Raw genomic sequence first — 19,194 nt, forward strand, 5'->3', positions numbered from 1 at the left:
CACGCTCACGAGGCGGCGGCTCAGGACGACATCAGGTCGGTGTACTGCGCGAGCGTCGTTTCGTAATGCTGCGCCCACCATTCCGGATTCACCTTGCACTGCTTCGCCCAGTTCTCGGGCGTGCCGGGATTGTCGGCGCGCAGCGCCTGCGGCACCGCGGCCGTCGCGGCCGGCGTCACCGGCCCGTTGCCGAGCAGCGACAGCAGGCGCACCTGCGGCTCGACGCCCTGCACGAACTTGATGAACTGCCACACGGCGTCGCCCGACGGGTTGTTCTTCGGCACGCCCCACACGTCGCACGACGCGAGCCCCTGCTCCCACGTATAGCGGAACCGGCCGCTACTTTCGCGCTGGATCACGTTCGCACGCGTATGCCAGATGCACGCCATGCTGACTTCGCCGTTGCGCAGCAGCTGCAGGCTGTCCGCGCCCGAATCCCACAGCAGCACGTTCGAGCGCAGCTCCTTGAGTTTCTTCAGCGCGCGCGGCACGTCGATCGGATAGACCTTGTCCTTGTCGACGCCGTCAGCCATCAGCGCGGCTTCCAGCGCGCCGCCCATCCACTTCCACAGCCCGCGCTTGCCCGGAAACTTGCCGACATTCCAGAAATCGGCCCAGTTCTTCGGCGGATTCGCGCCGAACTTGCGCGCGTCGTAGACCAGCACGTAGCTCAGCAGGTACGACGGCACGCCGAAGTCCGATGCGAGCCCCGGCAGCGCATTGCGACCGACGACCGAATAGTCGATCGGCCGCAGGAAACCCTGCTTGCCGAGCTTGATCGCCGCGAAGCCGTCGAGGTCCATCACGTCCCAGATCACGTTCCTGTTCTCGACCATCGCCTTGATCTTGCCGTCCTCCGGCGACGAGTCGTAGCCCATCCTGATCCCGCTCGCCTTCGTGAACGGGTCCATGTACGCGGAGCGGAACGCCGAACGCGCTTCGCCGCCCCACGCGCTGAGCACGATTTCCTTCGGATTCGCGGCCTGCGCGCCCTTCGCGCCGAGCGACAGCAGCGTCGGCGCGATGCCGGCGGCCGCGCACAGCCGGAGGAAATCGCGGCGCCGCTGCGACGTCGCGGGTTGAAGGTCGCGTGCTTGGTCGAGCAGGTCCTGCAGATGGCGGTTCGTCATGGTGTCTCCTCCAGGGCTGGGCAGCGCCCGCACGCATCTCGTCGTTTCCGGGCACCGGTGAATCGATCGGCGACGACGGCCTGCGCCGCGTCGCGCGGGATGCAGCGTTCGCGGCGTCAGTCGGCCGCGATCCGGCAGGTCGCGTCACACTCCCACTGCACGAACACGTCCATGCCGGTGCGCGGCGACGCGAGCCCGCGCCACGCGGGCACGTCCGCCGTCATGCGGCCGAGCGCCGACGTCTCGATCTCGAAGCGGTACGACGAACCGAAATAGCTCCAGTGACGGATGCGGCCGGCCACTTCGTTGTGCGCGCCGCCGCACGACGTCGCCGACACGGCGACCTTCTCGGGGCGCAGCGCGAACAGCAGCGTGTCGTCGGCCCGTGCGCCGCACGCGGGCGCGACGAACCGCGCATCGCCGACGCGGTAATGCGTCGTCGCCGCATCGCCGCCGAGCGCGACGCCTTCGATGAAGTTGCTCTTGCCGAGGAAATCGGCGACGAAGCGGTTGGCCGGCTGCTCGTACAGCCCGTCGGGCGTGCCGATCTGCTCGAGCCGGCCGTCGCGCATGATCGCGATCCGGTCCGACATCGACAGCGCCTCCTCCTGGTCGTGCGTGACGAACAGGAACGTCGCGCCGAGCCGTTCGTGCAACGCCTTCAGCTCGACCTGCACCTCGCCGCGCAGCTTGCGGTCGAGCGCGCCGAGCGGTTCGTCGAGCAGTACCAGATCGGGATCGAACACCAGCGCGCGCGCAATCGCGACGCGTTGCTGCTGGCCGCCCGACAACTGGCGCGGCAGCCGGCCTGCGAGATGGCCGAGCCGCACGAGATCGAGCGCGGCCCTCACACGCTTCACCGCGTCGGGCCCCTTCTGCTTGCGCACCATCAGCGGATACGCGACGTTCTGCTCGACCGTCATGTGCGGAAACAGCGCATAGCCCTGGAACACCATCCCGAAGTTGCGCTTCTCCGGCGGCAACGCGACGATGCTGCGGCCGCCCACGCGCAGGTCGCCGGTGGTCGGATGCTCGAAGCCCGCGACGATCGTCAGCAGGGTCGTCTTGCCGGAACCCGACGGCCCGAGGATCGTCAGGAATTCGCCGCGCGGAATCTCGATCGACGTTTCCCGCAGCGCATGCACGCTGCCGTAGCGCTTCGACACGCGATCGATCTGCAGGCCCGCGCCGTTCACGATGCGCGCGGCCGATGCCGTGCGCGCCGCCTCCGCTCCGGGCCGCCCCTCCTCCACACCTGCCGACGTCTCCATCACCACGCTCATCGTGTGTCTCCTGGTCGACTCACAATTGGGTTGAACGTTCATTTAACAGAACTTATACTATGCCGAAATGCGGTCCGCAAGTAGCGGCGACCCTTGCCGGCTCTGACACACCCCGACACACAACAACCAGGAGACAGTGATCAGCATGAGCATCGAGGACATCCGAATCGAACGGCACGACGGCGTCGTGACCCTTCGACTGAACCGCCCGGCGAAGCGCAATTCGCTCGCGCGGCCGCATCTCGACTTTCTTCGCGAGACGCTCGACGCACTCGCGAACGATCCGGCGGTGCGCTGCGTCGTGCTGACCGGCACCGGCAGCGCGTTCTGCGCAGGCGCGGACGTCGACGAATGGGCCGAGGCCGAGCGCAACGGCGAACTCGACACCTACGGGTGGACCGAGCGCGCGCACCGTTTCGTGCAGGCGCTCGCCGCGTTTCCGCGCCCCACCGTCGCGGCGCTGAACGGCTCGACGGTCGGCGCGGGCACCGACATCGGCTTCGCGTGCGACTTCCGGATCGCGAGCACGGCCGCGACGCTACGCTGCGGGTATACGGGCATGGGCTACAGCCCCGACATGGGCGGAAGCTGGTTCCTGCCGCGCCTCGCGCGGCCCGACGTCGCCCGCCGCTTCATCTTCCTGAACGAACGCTGGAGCGCGCAGGATGCGCTCGCGGCCGGACTGGTTTCCGAAGTCGTCGACGCCGATGCGTTCGCGGAGCACGTCGCCGCGTTCGCCGCGCGGCTCGCACAAGGGCCGAGCGTCGCGTTCGGCCATACCAAAGCGCTGCTCGCGCAGTCGCTCACGCATACCCTCGCCGAGCAGCTGCGCGGCGAGCTGGCAGCCGGCGTCGCTTGCGGTCACAGCGAGGACGGCCAGGAAGCGCTTCGCGCGTCGGTCGAAGGTCGCGCACCCCATTTTGTCGGGAGATGATTGATGGATTTTTCGCTGACCCAAGAGCAGGAAATGCTGGTGACGTCGCTGCGTCAGTTCGTCGAAAAGGAACTGCAGCCCCATGAATTCGCGGTCGATCGCGCGGACGACGTGCCGCCCGAGCTCGCCGATTCGATCCGCCGCAAGTCGCTCGAGCTCGGCTTCTACGCGTTCAACATGCCGGAAAGCGCCGGCGGGCCCGGTCTCGACTACGTGACGCAGGCGCTCGTCGAGCGCGAGCTCGGCCGCACGAGCTGGGCGCTGCACGTGTTCGTCGCGCGGCCGAGCAAGATCCTGATGGCGTGCAAGGGCGACCAGATCGAGCGCTACCTGAAACCGGCCGTGCGCGGCGAGCGCGTCGACTGCTTCGCGCTGACCGAGCCGGGCGCCGGCTCCGATGCGATGGGCATCCGCACGCGCGCGGTGCGCGACGGCGACGACTACGTGATCAACGGCAGCAAGCACTTCATCAGCCACGCGGATACGGCCGACTTCGTGATCCTGTTCGCCGTCACCGGCGAGGAGGAAGTGCGCGGCCAGAAGCGCAAGCGCGTGACCTGCTTCCTGATCGACAAGGACACGCCGGGCATGACCGTGCGCCGCGGCCCGCACTGCACGAGCCTGCGCGGCTATCACCAGTCGGAGATCTTCCTGAGCGACTGCCGGGTGAGCGCCGCGCAGATCCTCGGCGAAGAGCATCGCGGCTTCGAGCTCGCGAACGACTGGCTCACCGCCGGCCGCGTGATGGTCGCCGCGAACAACATCGGCCGCGCGCAGCGCGCGTTCGAGATGGCCGCCGAATGGGCCGCGACGCGCCATCAGTTCGGCAAGCGCATCGGCGATTTCCAGGGCACGTCGTTCAAGCTCGCCGACATGCAGACCGAGATCCGCGCGGCGGAACTCGTCACGCTCTATACCGCGCAGAAGCTCGACCTGGGCACGATGACCGACGGCGACGCCGCGCTCGCGAAACTGCTGGCCACCGAAACGCTCGGCCGCGTGACCGATCACGCGGTGCAGATCTACGGCGGCATGGGGCTGATGGACGAACTGCCGATCGAGCGCTTCTGGCGCGATGCGCGCATCGAGCGCATCTGGGAAGGCACGTCCGAGATCCAGCGCCACATCCTGTCCAAGGAAATCCTCCGACGCTACAGCTGACGCGAATCGTCGCGCCGGCCCGCAAGCCGGCGCGCGTTCAGAAAGGACCAACATGACCTCTTCCCCTGAAGTCAGGGATCGTCGTGCCGCCGCCGCGGCCAACCTGCGCCGGCTGCTCGAGCCGGCCAGCATCGCGTTCGTCGGTGGACGCGGCATCGCGGGCGCCGTGCGGCGCTGTCGCGACTACGGCTATGCCGGCGACATCTGGCTCGTCAATCCGAACCATGCCGAGATCGACGGCGTGCGCTGCCATGCGAGCGTCGCCGACCTGCCCGCCGCGCCCGATGCGGTGTTCGTCGCGGTCCCCGCGCGGCAGGCGATCGACGTCGTGCGCGCGCTCGCCGAACGCGGTGCCGGCGGCGCGATCGTGTACGCGTCGGGTTTCTCCGAAACGGGCGCCGACGGCGCCGCATTGCAGCAGGCACTCGTCGATGCGGCCGGCGACATGGCCGTGCTCGGGCCCAACTGCTACGGGCTGATCAACGGCCTGAACGGCAGCGCGCTGTGGCCGGTCGCGCACGGCGCGCCGCGCGTCGAATCGGGCGTCGCGGTGATCACGCAAAGCGGCAACCTCGCGTACAACCTGTCGATGAGCGCACGCTCGGTGCCGTTCGCGTACCTGGCGAGCGTCGGCAACCAGGCGTCGGTCGACATCGCGCGCCTCGTCGACGCGTTCGTCGACGATCCGCGCATCCGCGCGATCGGCGTGCATCTCGAAGGGCTGAAGGACGTGCGCGCCTTCAGCGAGGCCGCCGCCCGCGCGCTCGCACGCGGCGTGCCGATCGTCGCACTGAAGAGCGGGACGTCGGCGCTCGGCGCGCAGCTCGCGATCAGCCACACGAGCTCGCTCGCGGGCTCGGACGCGCTGTACGACGCACTGTTCCGGCGGCTCGGCGTGATCCGCGTGAAGGACCCGGTCGGCCTCGTCGAAACGCTGAAGCTGCTCGCGATCGCCGGTGTGCCCGAGCGCCGCACGCTCGCCGCGCTGGCGACGTCCGGCGGCGATGCGGGGCTCGTCGCGGATCTCGGCGAAGCGCGCGGCATCGCGTTCCCGCCGGTCGGCGACGCCGGGCGCGACGCGCTCGGCAACGTGCTGCCCGCGTACGCGACGATCGCGAACCCGCTCGATTTCACGACGACGCCGTGGGGCGACCCGGACAAGATGCGCGCGTGCTGCGACGCGCTGCTCGCCGACCGCCCCGGCGCGGCCGCGATGATTCTCGACTATCCGCAGGAAGCGACCGGCGAGCGACCGCTGTGCGACATCGCCGCGAACGCGTTCGCGGCATCCGCGCGCCAGCACGGCGTGGTCGGCGCGGTGATCTCGGTGTTTCCGGACCTCACGCCGCCCGATCACGCGGCACGCATGGCCGCGGCCGGCATCGCGCCGCTGCAGGGGCTCGCCGACGGGATCGACGCGATCGGCGCGGCGATGACCTACGGCGACACGCGCCGCCGCGTGCTCGACGCCGATGCGCTGAACGCACTGCCGGTGCTGCGGGCCGGCAACGGCGGCGGCAGTGACGACGCCACGACGCTGCACGACGAATGGGCGAGCAAGCGGATGCTGGCCGCGCACGGGCTCGACGTGCCGTCGGCGGAATGCATCGCGCCCGCCGATGCGCCGGCCGCCGCGCAACGGCTCGGGTTTCCGGTCTGCGTGAAAGTGGTCAGCGATCGCCTGCCGCACAAGACCGAGGCCGGCGCGGTCGCGCTGAAGCTCGCGTCGCCCGAAGCCGTTGCCGCCGCGGTCGAGCGGATGACCGAACAGGTCGCGCACTACGCGCCGGACGTGCCCGTCGAGCGCATCCTCGTCGAGAAGATGGCCGACGCGCCGCTGCTCGAACTGATCGTCGGCGTGAAGCGCGAGCCGAATTTCGGTCTCGCGCTCGTGCTCGGCACCGGCGGCGTGCTGGTCGAACTGATCCGCGACACCGCGACGCTCCTGTTGCCGGTGCGCGAAAGCGACGTGCGCGACGCGCTGCTCGGGTTGAAGCTCGGCCCGCTGCTGACCGGCTATCGCGGACGGCCGAAGGCCGATCTCGATGCGGTGGTGGCAAACGTGATGGCGATCGCACGCTTCGCGCAGGCGCACGCCGACACGCTCGTCGAACTCGACGTCAATCCGCTGCTGGTGATGGAACGCGGCGCGGTGGCCGTCGATGCGCTGGTGAGGCTCGACGCCTGAAACCCGCCGGCCCGCTCGTGCGTCGCGCGAACGGGCCGGCGGCAACCGTGCGCGACTGTGGGGGCGGTGCTTCGCCACAGTTCGCTCAATGATGCTCACGCAATCGTCACCGGGCGCCTCGCGCAGCGCGGCGACGACGTCACCGTTCGACGCAGGCCCGGGCCGGGTCGACGGGGCCGGCCCTGCCCGGCCCATACAGGAGAAACGATCAGAAGTTGTGCCGCATGCCGATGCGCGCGGCGGCCTGCGTGCGGCTCGTCGACGGCGTGAAGCTGTAGCCGATCACCGCATCGACGCCGTTCGACGCGCGCATCCAGTCGACGGCCGCATACACGTCGGTGCGCTTGGACAGCGCGTAATGCGTGCCGAGCGCGACTTCGTGCCAGTGATGGCCCTCGAACGTCGTGTACTGGTAGCCCGCGACGAGCGACAGCGGCGCGGTCGCCTGGTACAGGCCACCCGCCTCGTACACGCGCATCGTCGACGATTGCCCGTAGCCCTTGAACGTCGTGTTGCTGAAATCCGCGTTGAGCGTCAGCTTGCCGAGCGTGTACGACGCGCCGATCCCGAAGATCGACTGCGAGTCGATCGAGAACGGCGTCGAATCGTGCAGGTCGGTGACGGCGCCCGTGGCCGGATCGACGGTCGCAACCGTCTGTCCGAGCATCGTTCTCACGCCCATCTGCGCATACGGATCGAGCGCCGCGAGCCGGCGCGGCGAATTGAGCCGCGTATAGTTGCCGCCCGCCGAGAAATCGCCGTGCGTGTAGCTCGCGCCCAGGCTCCACGCACTGCCGTCGTGGAAGCTGCCCGCGTCGTTACTGAACGAATACATGCCGCCGACCACGAGCCCGTGAAACGCGTTGCTGACGAACTTCACCGCGTTCTGCAGCCGGTCGCCGCTCTGGCGGTCGAAATCGCCGAGGTGCACGCCGTAGCCGCTGCCGAATGCGCTGACGTTGTAGTTCGCGGTGAAATCGAATGCGAAGTCGTACTGGTTGCCGAACGTCAGCGTGCCCCAGTCGTTGCCGAGCCCCACGTACGCCTGCCGCCCGAACATCGCGCCGCCCTGGTTCAGCTTGCCGGTGCCGAGCCGGAAACCGTTCTCGAGCTTGAACACGGCCTTGTCGCCGCCGCCGAGATCCTCGGTGCCCATCAAGCCGACGCGGTTGCCGTACGACACGCCGTCGTCGAACAGGTACGCATGCCCGCCGCCCGTATTGTTCACGTAGGTGATGCCGCCGTCGATGATCCCGTACAGCGATACGCTGCTCTGGGCGTGTGCATAGCCGTGGACCATCACCGACATCATGCCGGCCAGCAGGAAGCGCTTCTTCATTTTCGGTGTCTCCGGTTTCCGCGCGAGGCGGATCGATTTTTCGTTGTGCGTATCGTGCAGATGCGCCGCCCGCCCTGCTTCGCTTCGGCATCGCGGCGCTGGCGAGTATAGGTTTCGTTGAATGAATGTTCAATCTATTACGACATTGGTCAGCACCGGTGTTTACACGCATCGGCGATATCTTTATTGAAAAAACGTTCAACCCGTAATAACATCGACCGGCAGCCCCCGCGGACGACGTGCGGGCCCGTTCCGAACCTCGGAGTGCACTGGATGACGACCACCCTCAGCCCCGCCGCCGAGCCGCGCCTGCGCTCGGCCTACGAAGGACAGAAGTCGCGCCCGTACGACCCGGCCGCGCCGATCGCGACACCGCTCGAACTGCATCGCTGCACCGTGCAGCCCGAGTGGGTCGACTACAACGGCCACATGAGCGAATCGTGCTATCTGCTCGTGTTCGGCGACAGCAGCGACGCGTTCTTCCGCTACTTCGGCATCGACGACGACTATCGCGAGGCCGGTTGCTCGATCTACTCGGCGGAAACGCACATCCGCCACCTGCGTGAAGCGATGCTCGGCGAACCGCTCAGGCTCACGGTGCGGCTGCTCGACCTGGACGACCGGCGGCTGCACGTGTTCCATTCGATGCATCATGCGACGACGGGTGCGCAACTCGCGACCGGCGAGCAACTGCTGACCCACGTCGACATGCACGCGAAGCGCTCCGCGCCGTTCCCTGCCGCGATGCGCCGGCATCTCGACGCGATTCACGCCGAACATGCGCGCGCGCCGCACGAGCCGCATGCGGGCCGCGCGATCGCGATCCGCCGCCCCACGCCCGCTTCACGCTGATCTCGCCGACCCACGACGGAGTGTTCCCATGCAGACGAACGACGCCTGGCGCACGCGCGCCGGCCAGCTCGACATCGATTCCCGCGCATTCGTGGACGGCACGTTCCGCGACGCGCACGACGGCGCCACCTTCGCGTGCACGAGCCCGATCGACGGCCGCACGCTCGCGCAAGTCGCGCATTGCCGGCAGGCCGACGCCGACCTCGCGGTCGCGGCCGCGCGGCGCGCGTTCGAAAACGGTGCGTGGCGCGACGCGTCGCCGCGCGAACGCAAGCGCGTGCTGCTGCGCTGGGCCGCGCTGATCCGCGAGCACGCGGACGATCTCGCGCTGCTCGAAACGCTCGACACCGGCAAGCCGATCGGCGACACGACCACGATCGACATCCCGTCCACCGCATACTGCGCCGAGTGGTTCGCCGAAGCGATCGACAAGACGGGCGGCGAAGTCGCGCCGGCCGACGCGCATCTCGTCGGGCTCGTCACGCGCGAGCCGATCGGCGTGGTCGCGGCGGTCGTGCCGTGGAATTTCCCCGCGATGATCGCGATGTGGAAGTGCGCGCCGGCGCTCGCGGCCGGCAACAGCGTCGTGCTGAAGCCGTCGGAGAAATCGCCGCTCAGTGCGCTGCGGCTCGCCGCGCTGGCCGCGCAGGCCGGGCTGCCGGCCGGTGTGTTGAACGTGCTGCCGGGCTTCGGCGATGCGGGCGAAGCGCTCGCACGGCATCCGGACGTCGACTGCATCGCGTTTACCGGCTCGACCGCGGTCGGCCACAAGGTCGCGCGCTGCGCGGCCGATTCGAACCTGAAGCGCGTGTGGCTCGAGCTCGGCGGCAAGTCGCCGCAGATCGTGCTGCCCGACTGTCCGGACCTCGAACGCGCAGCGCGCACCGTCGCGCATGCGGTGTTCTACAACACCGGGCAGATGTGTACCGCAGGCTCCCGTTTGCTCGTCCATCGTGCGATCCGTGACGAACTCGTCGCGCGCGTGCTCGCGATCGCGCCCGAGTACGCGCCCGGCGATCCGCTGTCGCCCGCCACGCGCATGGGCAGCCTGATCGATGCCGCGCAGGTCGAGCGCGTGCTCGGCTACGTCGACGCGGGCCGCGACGAAGCGACGTTGCTCGCGGGCGGCAAGCGCGCGCGCACCGGGAGCGGCGGCCAGTACGTTGAACCGACCGTATTCGACTGTCCGCGTGCCGACGCACGGATCGTGCGCGAGGAAATTTTCGGGCCGGTGCTGGCGGTCACGGCGTTCGACGATCTCGATACGGCCATCGCGCACGCGAACGACACGCGCTACGGGCTCGCGGCATCGGTGTGGACGGCCAACCTGACGACCGCGCACGAAACCGCGCGCCGGCTGCGGGCCGGCACGGTGTGGGTGAACGGCTACGAGGAAACCGACGACATGAACTTCCCGTTCGGCGGCTTCAAGGAATCGGGCAACGGGCGCGACAACTCGCTGCACGCGCTGGAGAAATATACGGAGTTGAAGTCGACGGTGATTCGGTTGCGGTGACGCGAAACGGGCGGCGCCTGCCACCCGTTTCGTCATGCATCAGATTTGTCTGAACAATCGCGCGCACGCCAATTCATTCCCAACAGGAAACAATCAATCGCCATCCGGCGATTCACCTCCCCGCCCGCACGCTCTAGACTGTCGCATCGCTCCCTTCCCGGACCCACGCAATGACCGACGTCCTGCCGCTGACCACCGATCCCGAGTCGGGCCTCCAGTACCAGCTCCGCCCGGCCGCCGGCCTCCCCGTTGCCCGCCTGTTGCTGCTGCATGGCGTCGGCGGCAACGAAACCAACCTGCTGAACCTGGCCAACCTCATCGATCCGCGCATCGAGATCGCGTTCCTGCGCGGCCCGCTCACGTTCGGGCCCAACCAATACGCATGGTTTCCGGTGCGCTTCGGCCCGAACGGCCCCGAAATCGACGCGGCCCGCGCGGACGCAAGCCGCATCCAGCTGATCACGCTGCTGCGTGCATTCCACGCCCGCGATGGCGCGGGCGCCGCATTGCCGACCGTGATCGCCGGCTTCAGCCAGGGCGGCATCATGAGCGCGGGTGTCGGCCTCACGTCGCCGCAGGATGTCGCCGCATTCGCCGTGCTGTGCGGGCGCATCCTGCCTGAAATCGATCCGCTGATCGCGCCGCGCGACGCACTTCGCCCGCTCCATGCACTGATCGTGCACGGCCGCTTCGACGACAAGCTGCCCGTCGCGTGGGCCGACACCGCCGACGCGAAGCTCACCGCGCTCGGCGTCGCGCACGATACGCGGCTGTACGCGGCCGGCCACGAACTGACCGCGGAGATGGCCGGCGATTTCAGCCGATGGGTCGGCGAACGCGCCGGATTGAACTAACTGTAACGGGGCACCGGGGCGCCGGCCGCGAACGACCCGGCGCACCCGGCGTGTACCGTCCTCAGGCACCCCGAGCCGGATCGGCGACGGCACGTGTGCCCGCGGACGCCAGCGCATCCGCCGCCTGCTCTCGCGCGGCACCGCGCTTCGCCAGCTTCCAGCCGACCACCAGCGCGAGCACGACGAGCGGAATCGTCGCGATGGTCCATGTGCCGCCCGGATAGTCGAACGCCATCAGCACCAGCACGCCGACGAGGAAGGCCAGCGTGAGCCACGACGTGAACGGCGCGCCGGGCATCCGGAACGACACGGCCTTCAGCTCGCCGCGATCGACCGCGCGGCGGAACAGGATCTGGCACATGACGATGAAGCCCCACGTGGTGATGATCCCGAGTGACGCCATGTTCAGCACGATCTCGAACGCCTGGGCCGGCACGATGTAGTTCAGCGGCACGCCGATCGCATTGATCGCGACCGTGATCAGGATCCCGCCATACGGCACGCCGCGTGCGTTCATCCGCGACACGAAGCGCGGCGCCGATCCGCCCATCGCGAGCGAGCGCAGCACACGCCCGGTCGAATAGAGGCCGGAGTTCAGGCTCGACAGCGCGGCGGTCAGCACCACGACGTTCATCACGGTGCCGACGTACGGCACCCCAAGCTTGCTGAAGAACGTCACGAACGGGCTTTCGTGCGCGCTGTACGCCGTCCACGGCAGCAGCATCGTCAACAGCACGACCGAGCCGACGTAGAACAGCGCGATGCGCCACATCACGCTGTTGATGGCTTTCGGCAAGACCTTGCGCGCATCGGCGGTCTCGCCCGCCGCGACGCCGACGAGCTCGATGCTCGCGTACGCGAACACGACGCCCTGCACGATCAGCACGGCCGGCAGGATGCCGTGCGGGAAGATCCCGCCGTGATCCGCGACCAGGTGAAGCCCCGGCATCTGGCCCGCAACCGGATGGCCGCTCGCGAGAAACACGGCGCCGACTGCGAGGAACACCGCGAGCGTGCCCACCTTGACGAGCGAGAACCAGAACTCCATCTCGCCGAACACCTTCACGCCGATCATGTTCATCACCGACACGATCCCGAGCGCGCCGAGCGCGAACACCCACTGCGGCACGTCCGTGAACACGGCCCAGTACTTCATGTAGATCGCGACCGCGGTGATGTCGACGATGCCGGTGGTCGCCCAGTTCAGGTAGTACATCCAGCCCGCGACGAACGACGCGCGCTCGCCCATGAACTCCCGTGCGTACGACACGAAGCTGCCGCTGGTCGGCCGGTGCATCACGAGCTCGCCGAGCGCGCGCATGATCAGGAACGCGAACACGCCGCAGACGAGATACACGAGCGCGAGCGCCGGCCCCGCGTGCTGCAGGCGCCCGCCCGCGCCGAGAAAGAGGCCGGTGCCGATCGCGCCGCCCATCGCGATCATCTGCACGTGCCGCGGCTTCAACTGCTTCGCATAGCCGGCTTCGTGCGACGCGAACATCGCATCGGGGTCGGCATGACGGGAATCCGCGCCGCCGGCCGGATCGGCCGGGCGCTCGCTGCTATGGTTCATCGTGAGTCTCCGTTGTTTCTTGATGTGTCGCGCCCCGCGCGGGGGGCGCTTCTGGATCTACCGCGCGCGGGCCACCGGCGGCATCTGCCGGTGCCGCGCCGCCGGCGTCAAAGCACGCGCGGCCGGATCAGCGCTTCGGGCTGCAGCGCTTCCTCGACCTGCGCATCGGTCATCCACTCGCGCTCCAGCACGACCTCGCGGATCGATTTGCCGGTCGCGTGCGCTTCGGCGGCCACGGCCGTCGCGCGCTTGTAGCCGATGTACGGGTTCAGCGCGGTCGCGAGCGCGACCGAGCGCTCCATCGTTTCGCGCAGCCGCTCGGGATTCGCGGTGATCCCGCTCACACAACGCTGCGCGAGCGTCGTGCACGCGGCAGTCAGGTGGCTGAAGCTGCGGAACAGCGCGCTGGCGATCACCGGCTCGAACGCGTTGAGCTGAAGCTGCCCGGCCTCGGCGGCGAAGGTCACGGTCAGGTCGTTGCCGAACACTTCGAATGCAACCTGGTTGACGACTTCCGGGATCACCGGATTCACCTTGCCGGGCATGATCGACGAGCCGGCCTGCACCGGCGGCAGGTTGATCTCGCCGAACCCCGCGCGCGGGCCGCTCGACAGCAGCCGCAGGTCGTTGCAGATCTTCGACAGCTTCACGGCGATCCGCTTGAGCACGCCCGACACCTGCACGAACGCGCCGCAATCCTGGGTCGCTTCGATCAGGTTCGGCGCGGTGCTCAGGTCGAGCCCGGTAATGCGTCGCAACGCGGCCAGCGCCTTCTCCGCGTACTGCGGATGCGCGGTGATCCCCGTGCCGATCGCGGTCGCGCCGAGGTTGATCTCGCGAATCAGCCAGCCGGCTTCCTGCAGGCGCGCGATGTCTTCCGTCAGCATCACCGCGTAGGTCGAGAACTCCTGGCCGAGCGTCATCGGCACCGCATCCTGCAACTGCGTGCGGCCGAGCTTCAGCAAGCCGGCGAACGCGTCGGCCCGCTCCGCGAACGCATCGCGCAGGCGCGCCATCGCTTCGAGCAGGTGTTCGACCGCGAAGCAGGTCGCGACCCGGATCGCGGTCGGATAGACGTCGTTGGTGCTCTGCGCGAGGTTCACGTGCTCGTTCGGGTGCAGGTATTCGTACTGCCCGCGCGCATGGCCCATGATTTCGAGCGCGCGGTTGCAGATCACCTCGTTCGCGTTCATGTTGGTCGACGTGCCTGCGCCGCCCTGGATGATGTCGACGACGAACTGGTCGTGCAGGCGCCCTTCGCGGATCTCGACGCACGCGGCGGCGATCGCATCGCGGTACGGCTGCGGCAGCAGCCCGAGCTCGCAGTTCGCGTCGGCCGCGGCCTCCTTCACGGCGGCGAGCGCCATCACGAGGTACGGCAGCGACGCAATGGTCCGGCCCGAAATGTCGAAATTCTCCTTCGCGCGCAGCGTATGGACGCCGTAGTAGGCCTCGTTCGGAATACTTCGTTTACCTAAAAGATCCGCTTCGACGCGGAAGCCGTTTTCTGTCATCGTGCCCTCCTGAGTGTCTCGTGCCGCTCGTCGTTCGCCGCTTCCCGACGCGACGGGTTCGCATTCTATGCCTTTGCAAAAATAAGCTCGCTTCTGTATTATCGAAAGCGGTTTTGCGTGGGACGCAACAGCGAGAATCGAATGAAGAAGGGTGCGAGAGAAACCGGCATCGATCACATGGGCGCAATGCGTGCGTTCGTGAAAGTGGTCGAAACGGGGAGTTTTTCGGCGGTCGCGAAGGAGATGCACGTGTCGACGTCCACCGTCGCGCGCAAGGTCACGGCGATCGAGGAGGCACTTGGCGTCGCGCTGCTGCACCGCTCCACGCACAGCGTGACGCTCACCGAAGCCGGCCATATCTACCTGGAACGCGCGGTCACGCTGATCGCCGATCTCGACGACACATTGCGCGTCGTCGCCGAACTGAATGCGCAGCCGAGCGGCCCGCTCAAGCTCACCGCGCCGGTGGCCTTCGGCCGCCGCCATCTCGCGCCGCTGGTCGCACCGTTTCTCGCGCGCTACCCGACGATCCAGCTCGACGTGCGGCTCACCGACAACCACAACGACCTCGTGGCCGGCGGCTTCGACCTCGACATTCACGAAGGCGAGAACTACCTGGACAACCTCGTCGTTCACCGCCTGTCGCGCAACGACAGCATCCTGTGCGCGACGCCCGGCTATCTCGACCGCTGCGGGCGCCCGTCCACGCCGGACGACCTCAAGCAACACAACTGCCTGCGCTACATGCATCCGGAAGGCGATCCGCGCTGGGATCTCGTGAACGGCGACGCGCATCACAGCCTGCTGCCGGCCGGCAACCTCGTCACCGATCATTCGGAGCTGCTGCTCGAAGCAACCTGCGCGGGGCTCGGCATCGCCGAGTTCGAGATCTGGCTGGTGCGCGACCTGCTCGCGAGCGGCCGGCTCGAAGCCGTGCTGCCGCGCTACCGGCTGCAGAACCGGCTGACGGGCGAATACATCTACATCGCGTATCTGGCGAACCGGCGCAGTTCGGCGAAGCTGCGCGTACTGAAGGACTTTCTCGCGGAACACCTCGCGCAGATCGGCGAGCTGTCGGAGCTGGAACTGGCGAAGATTCGCGGCGCGAGCGCGTAGCGCCCGCGCCCGCCTTCACGCTCGCGCCGGCCGGCAGGCATGCGCGAGCCGCTGCGTACGGCCCGGGTCACGGGCCGGCGGCGTCAACGCTTGCGCGCCGTTCAGCCCGGCTGCAATTCGAACGGGAACGTGGCGTGCCCGATCTCGATGCCCTGCGTGTTGAGCATCGGCGGCCGATGGAAGCCGGCCAGTTGCGCGCGCTGCGCGGCCGTGCCGATCTGCAGCCGCTCGAGGAGTTCGCTGACGACCATGTAGAGCACGTCGAGATTGCCGTCCTCGATCTTCACCGAAATGCCGAGCGCGCCATCGGCGCCCAGCTCCCGCGTGCGCGCCGACGCACGCACGCCGACTCCGTAGCACGCATCGGCGCCGAGCTTGCCGACCACCTGCCCGTCGAATGCGTTCATCAGCACCGTGCAATAGCGCCCTTCGCCGGCAACCAGCTCCGGGTAGGCGGTCATCGCACGATGAATGCGCGCCAGCGCGCGGACGCGATCGGTGATTGCGCCACCGCCCGCCTCCACCGTATCCGCACCGTCGGCCAGCGATGCGTAGAGACGCGCGAGCCGATCCAGCGAAAATGCCGGCGTCGGCAGGTTGCAGCCGTCGATCGCCCAGCCCACTTCGTCGTCGCGCAGCCCGCACGCATCGGCCACCACGTGCTTCACGCGCACCTGCATCGGATGCTCGGCCAGATGGTAATCGGCGATCGCGGCGCCGATCGCCCGCGCGCCGGCCAGCATCCCGACATGTTTGCCCGAACAGTTGCTGCACACGCCGGTCGGCGTGTAGTCGCGCTTGATCCACGCGCGGTACACCGCGTCGGACAACGGCGGATGGCCGCCGCAACGCAGGTCCGATTCGTGTGCGGCGACCTTGGCGAGCATCGCGCGCGTGCGCTCGATGTGCCGGTCTTCGCTGCTGTGCGACGCGCACATCAGCGCGATGTCCGCATCGTCGAAGCCGAAGCGTTCGGGCGCGCCCGTCTCGATCACCGACAGCGCCTGGGCCGGCTTGGCCGCCGAGCGCGCAAGCGTCATCCGGAACGGATCGCCGAACCGGGCCAGCAGCCGGCCGCGTGCATCGACCACCGCCACATGGGCGACGTGCGTGTTCTCGATCGCATCGCCTCGGTACGTGACGACTGCTGCGCGTTGGGTGTCCATCGTGTGTTGTCTCCATGCTCGGGGCCTGCTTGCCGGGGCCCGTCCAACCGGTACGGCAGTGTATCGAGTCGTCGCCGCCACGCGCCGGCCGGGCGATGGAAAGCCGTGTTGCACACCGCGCAAAGGCAATCCCGCCCCCACGAAAGCCTGACCGAATTAGTACAAAAACCATTCAATCGTTTACAGAATTGGTACCAATCCGTACAATTGCGACCGCAAACGCGAATCATACGCATTTACATTGACGTTTTCCGATGCGCCGGGCTGCCCGGCCGCCATCGAGAAGACGCACCCGCTCACCGAACCTTCTGCTGCCTCTCGATATGCCCGCCCAGTTCAAGACGAGGCCTCGCGCCCTCGTGTCGGCGCTGACCTGCTCCGTTTTCCTGACGCCGCTGCTCGCTTCCGCCGAAACCGCTCCTGCTTCCGCTCCCGCCTCCGGCCAGCCGGCCTCTTCCGCCGACATGCAGGCGACGCTGCCGACGATCAACGTCAAGTCGACCGCGCCGTCGGACATGCAGGTGAAGCGCTCGCCGTCGTACAAGTTCACCGCGCCGCTGCTCGACACGCCGCGCTCGGTCACGGTGATCCCCGAGCAACTGATCAAGGAAAAGAACGTCACGTCGTTCGCGGACGCGCTGCGCTCGGTACCGGGCATCACGTTCCTCGGCGGCGATGCGGCCGCGAACCCGTCAGCCGATCGCCCGGTGATCCGCGGCTTCGAATCGCGCAACTCGATCTTCGTCGACGGGATGCGCGACTCGGGGCTGCAGAACCGCGAAACGTTCGCGGTCGAGCAGATCAGCGTGATCAAGGGCCCCGATTCGGTCTACGCAGGCCGCGGCTCGGTGGGCGGCAGCATCGACATCGTCACGAAAACGCCGAAGAACGACAACTTCATCAACAGCAGCATCGGCTTCGGCACCGACGGCTACAAGCGCGCAACCGTCGACGCGAACCACAAGATCAACGACACGACGGCCGTGCGCCTGAACGTGATGGGTCACGACGCGAACCAGGCGGGCCGCAACGACGTGTACAACAAGCGCTGGGGCGTCGCGCCGTCGATCGTGTTCGGGCTGAATACGCCGACCACGGTCACGGTCAGCTACTACCACATGAACTCGTACGACATGCCGGACTTCAGCGTGCCGTTCCGCGCGTCGGGCGGCACGCCGGTGCCGACCGATCGCGGACAGTTCTTCGGGCTGAACACGCGCGACTACCGCTACGGGCAGACCGACACCGCCGAAGTGCGCGTCGAGCACAAGCTCAACGACGACTGGAAGCTGAAGAACACGACAATGTTCGGCCGCTCGACGCTCGATTACGTCGCGACGAACCCGCAAATCCTCGCGTCGAACCCGAACATGCTCAGCCTGCAGGCAAAGAGCGGCAAGTACGCGCTCAACGGCTTCTCGAACCAGACCGAAGTGACCGGCAGCGCGAGCCTGTTCGGCATGAAGCACACGATGACGGCCGGCGTGGAGTTCAGCCATGAACAGGCGCGCTACGAGGGTTACCTCGTGTCGGACTCGGCCGGCAACAACATCCGCTCGGGCGGCCCGTGCTCGGTGGCCGGCAACTGCACGCCCCTCGCGGGCGGCTGGAACCCGAACATGCCGTGGACCGGCAGCATCGTGCTGAACGGCGACAAGGGCTTCCCCGGTGCGACGACGAACACGCGCACCGACACGGTTTCCGCGTACATCTTCGATACCGTGAAGCTGTCCGAGCGCTGGCAGTTCAACACGGGGCTGCGCTTCGACCGCTACGACACGACCGGCAAGCAGGCCGGCGTCGCCGACCTGTCGAACACGTCGAACCTGTTCAGCTACCAGTTCGGCCTCGTGTTCAAGCCGGTGAGCAACGTGAGCCTGTATGCGTCGTACGGTACGTCGTCGAACCCGCCGGGCTCGAACGGCGGCCTCGGCGGCGGCACCGACCAGATCACCGCGACGAACCAGGATCTCGCGCCGGAGCGCTCGCGCAACATCGAGATCGGCGCGAAGTGGGACGTGCTGCAGGACCAGCTGTCGCTGACGTCGGCGCTGTTCCAGACCGAGAAGACCAACGCCCGCGTGAGCGACGGCCTCGGTCACACGGTCAACGCGGGCAAGCAGCGCGTGCGCGGCGTCGAATTCGGCTTCGCGGGCAACCTGAGCCCGAAGTGGCACGTGTTCGGCGGCTACTCGTACCTGAACGCGATCACGACCGACGCGGGCCCCGGCAGCCCGGGCGCATCGGGCCTGCCGATGGTGATGGTGCCGAAGCACAACTTCACGCTGTGGACGAGCTACGACGTGATGCCGAAGCTCACGCTCGGCGCCGGTGCGACGGTGATGAGCCAGACCTATGCGTCGGTATCCGCGACGACCAAGAAGTGGACGCCCGGCTACGCGCGCTTCGACGCGGCCGCGACGTGGCGCGTGAACAAGACGATGGACGTGCAGCTCAACGTGCAGAATCTGTTCGACAAGAAGTATTACTCGAGCGCGTATCCGATCTACGCGACGTGGGCGCCGGGCCGTTCGGCGATGGTCACGCTCAACTTCTATCAGTAACGCC

The 19,194-nt window shown here is 67.9% G+C and carries 14 protein-coding genes; 8 read left to right on the forward strand and 6 right to left on the reverse strand.

Annotated elements, in window-relative coordinates; translation table 11 throughout:
- Positions 1 to 20: 20 nt before the first annotated feature.
- Both BCO18175_RS21590 and BCO18175_RS21595 read right to left on the reverse strand, forming a co-directional pair.
- Complete coding sequence (locus BCO18175_RS21590) at positions 21 to 1,130, reverse strand: ABC transporter substrate-binding protein (protein WP_174983837.1); 1,110 nt, start codon at positions 1,128 to 1,130, stop codon at positions 21 to 23.
- 116 nt (positions 1,131 to 1,246) lie between these two features.
- The gene (locus tag BCO18175_RS21595) at positions 1,247 to 2,413 is read right to left on the reverse strand and encodes an ABC transporter ATP-binding protein (protein WP_174983839.1); all 1,167 of its coding nucleotides are present in this window, start codon (positions 2,411 to 2,413) and stop codon (positions 1,247 to 1,249) included.
- A 145-nt stretch (positions 2,414 to 2,558) separates the two neighbouring features.
- On the opposite strand from BCO18175_RS21595, the gene BCO18175_RS21600 reads away from it, so the two are divergent.
- From BCO18175_RS21600 to BCO18175_RS21610, 3 genes are read left to right on the forward strand one after another with little or no spacing between them, the layout of a single operon-like run.
- Entirely contained in the window at positions 2,559 to 3,347 is a 789-nt protein-coding gene (locus BCO18175_RS21600) for an enoyl-CoA hydratase/isomerase family protein (protein ID WP_174983841.1), read from the forward strand.
- A 3-nt stretch (positions 3,348 to 3,350) separates the two neighbouring features.
- On the forward strand, positions 3,351 to 4,508 hold the full coding sequence (locus tag BCO18175_RS21605) for an acyl-CoA dehydrogenase family protein (protein ID WP_122949358.1): 1,158 nt from the start codon (positions 3,351 to 3,353) through the stop codon (positions 4,506 to 4,508).
- A gap of 52 nt (positions 4,509 to 4,560) precedes the next feature.
- Positions 4,561 to 6,696, forward strand: coding sequence for an acetate--CoA ligase family protein (locus tag BCO18175_RS21610; RefSeq protein ID WP_174983843.1), 2,136 nt, complete (start codon positions 4,561 to 4,563; stop codon positions 6,694 to 6,696).
- A gap of 208 nt (positions 6,697 to 6,904) precedes the next feature.
- Here the strand turns inward: BCO18175_RS21610 and BCO18175_RS21615 are convergent, their stop codons facing one another.
- Positions 6,905 to 8,035 (reverse strand): porin, encoded by a 1,131-nt coding sequence (locus tag BCO18175_RS21615; RefSeq protein WP_174983845.1) that lies wholly within the window; start codon positions 8,033 to 8,035, stop codon positions 6,905 to 6,907.
- A gap of 273 nt (positions 8,036 to 8,308) precedes the next feature.
- Between BCO18175_RS21615 and BCO18175_RS21620 the strand changes: the two genes are divergently transcribed.
- The 3 genes from BCO18175_RS21620 to BCO18175_RS21630 all read left to right on the forward strand — a co-directional run bounded on the left by BCO18175_RS21620 (position 8,309) and on the right by BCO18175_RS21630 (position 11,257).
- Positions 8,309 to 8,887 (forward strand): thioesterase family protein, encoded by a 579-nt coding sequence (locus BCO18175_RS21620; RefSeq protein ID WP_174910888.1) that lies wholly within the window; start codon positions 8,309 to 8,311, stop codon positions 8,885 to 8,887.
- Between the two features lie 28 nt (positions 8,888 to 8,915).
- Entirely contained in the window at positions 8,916 to 10,403 is a 1,488-nt protein-coding gene (locus BCO18175_RS21625) for an aldehyde dehydrogenase (RefSeq protein ID WP_174969286.1), read from the forward strand.
- A gap of 170 nt (positions 10,404 to 10,573) precedes the next feature.
- The gene (locus BCO18175_RS21630) at positions 10,574 to 11,257 is read left to right on the forward strand and encodes an alpha/beta hydrolase (protein ID WP_174983847.1); all 684 of its coding nucleotides are present in this window, start codon (positions 10,574 to 10,576) and stop codon (positions 11,255 to 11,257) included.
- Between the two features lie 61 nt (positions 11,258 to 11,318).
- Here BCO18175_RS21630 and BCO18175_RS21635 read toward each other — a convergent pair whose 3' ends face one another.
- Positions 11,319 to 12,830 carry an amino acid permease gene (locus tag BCO18175_RS21635; protein ID WP_174910897.1) on the reverse strand — a complete coding sequence of 504 codons (1,512 nt, stop codon included), beginning with the start codon at positions 12,828 to 12,830 and terminating at the stop codon, positions 11,319 to 11,321.
- A gap of 107 nt (positions 12,831 to 12,937) precedes the next feature.
- Positions 12,938 to 14,344 carry an aspartate ammonia-lyase gene (locus BCO18175_RS21640; protein WP_174969282.1) on the reverse strand — a complete coding sequence of 469 codons (1,407 nt, stop codon included), beginning with the start codon at positions 14,342 to 14,344 and terminating at the stop codon, positions 12,938 to 12,940.
- A gap of 141 nt (positions 14,345 to 14,485) precedes the next feature.
- Between BCO18175_RS21640 and BCO18175_RS21645 the strand changes: the two genes are divergently transcribed.
- Positions 14,486 to 15,460, forward strand: a complete 975-nt coding sequence (locus BCO18175_RS21645) for a LysR family transcriptional regulator (protein ID WP_174983849.1) — start codon at positions 14,486 to 14,488, stop codon at positions 15,458 to 15,460.
- A gap of 101 nt (positions 15,461 to 15,561) precedes the next feature.
- On the opposite strand, the gene BCO18175_RS21650 is transcribed toward BCO18175_RS21645, so the two are convergent.
- The gene (locus tag BCO18175_RS21650) at positions 15,562 to 16,626 is read right to left on the reverse strand and encodes an asparaginase (RefSeq protein ID WP_174983851.1); all 1,065 of its coding nucleotides are present in this window, start codon (positions 16,624 to 16,626) and stop codon (positions 15,562 to 15,564) included.
- Positions 16,627 to 16,949: 323 nt separating this feature from the next.
- Here BCO18175_RS21650 and BCO18175_RS21655 point away from each other — a divergent pair, with 323 nt between their 5' ends.
- Positions 16,950 to 19,190 (forward strand): TonB-dependent receptor, encoded by a 2,241-nt coding sequence (locus BCO18175_RS21655; protein ID WP_174983853.1) that lies wholly within the window; start codon positions 16,950 to 16,952, stop codon positions 19,188 to 19,190.
- The last annotated feature ends 4 nt before the right edge of the window (positions 19,191 to 19,194 follow it).

Origin of the sequence: Burkholderia lata (assembly GCF_902499335.1) — a bacterium.
In the GTDB taxonomy this organism is placed as follows: domain Bacteria; phylum Pseudomonadota; class Gammaproteobacteria; order Burkholderiales; family Burkholderiaceae; genus Burkholderia; species Burkholderia lata_B.

Bases quoted from the DNA above. Each gene is read 5' to 3' on its own strand.
- BCO18175_RS21590 (WP_174983837.1), bottom strand. From the start codon at position 1,130: ATGACGAACCGCCATCTGCAGGACCTGCTCGACCAAGCACGCGACCTT.
- BCO18175_RS21595 (WP_174983839.1), bottom strand. From the start codon at position 2,413: ATGAGCGTGGTGATGGAGACGTCGGCAGGTGTGGAGGAGGGGCGGCCC.
- BCO18175_RS21600 (WP_174983841.1), top strand. From the start codon at position 2,559: ATGAGCATCGAGGACATCCGAATCGAACGGCACGACGGCGTCGTGACC.
- BCO18175_RS21605 (WP_122949358.1), top strand. From the start codon at position 3,351: ATGGATTTTTCGCTGACCCAAGAGCAGGAAATGCTGGTGACGTCGCTG.
- BCO18175_RS21610 (WP_174983843.1), top strand. From the start codon at position 4,561: ATGACCTCTTCCCCTGAAGTCAGGGATCGTCGTGCCGCCGCCGCGGCC.
- BCO18175_RS21615 (WP_174983845.1), bottom strand. From the start codon at position 8,035: ATGAAGAAGCGCTTCCTGCTGGCCGGCATGATGTCGGTGATGGTCCAC.
- BCO18175_RS21620 (WP_174910888.1), top strand. From the start codon at position 8,309: ATGACGACCACCCTCAGCCCCGCCGCCGAGCCGCGCCTGCGCTCGGCC.
- BCO18175_RS21625 (WP_174969286.1), top strand. From the start codon at position 8,916: ATGCAGACGAACGACGCCTGGCGCACGCGCGCCGGCCAGCTCGACATC.
- BCO18175_RS21630 (WP_174983847.1), top strand. From the start codon at position 10,574: ATGACCGACGTCCTGCCGCTGACCACCGATCCCGAGTCGGGCCTCCAG.
- BCO18175_RS21635 (WP_174910897.1), bottom strand. From the start codon at position 12,830: ATGAACCATAGCAGCGAGCGCCCGGCCGATCCGGCCGGCGGCGCGGAT.
- BCO18175_RS21640 (WP_174969282.1), bottom strand. From the start codon at position 14,344: ATGACAGAAAACGGCTTCCGCGTCGAAGCGGATCTTTTAGGTAAACGA.
- BCO18175_RS21645 (WP_174983849.1), top strand. From the start codon at position 14,486: ATGAAGAAGGGTGCGAGAGAAACCGGCATCGATCACATGGGCGCAATG.
- BCO18175_RS21650 (WP_174983851.1), bottom strand. From the start codon at position 16,626: ATGGACACCCAACGCGCAGCAGTCGTCACGTACCGAGGCGATGCGATC.
- BCO18175_RS21655 (WP_174983853.1), top strand. From the start codon at position 16,950: ATGCCCGCCCAGTTCAAGACGAGGCCTCGCGCCCTCGTGTCGGCGCTG.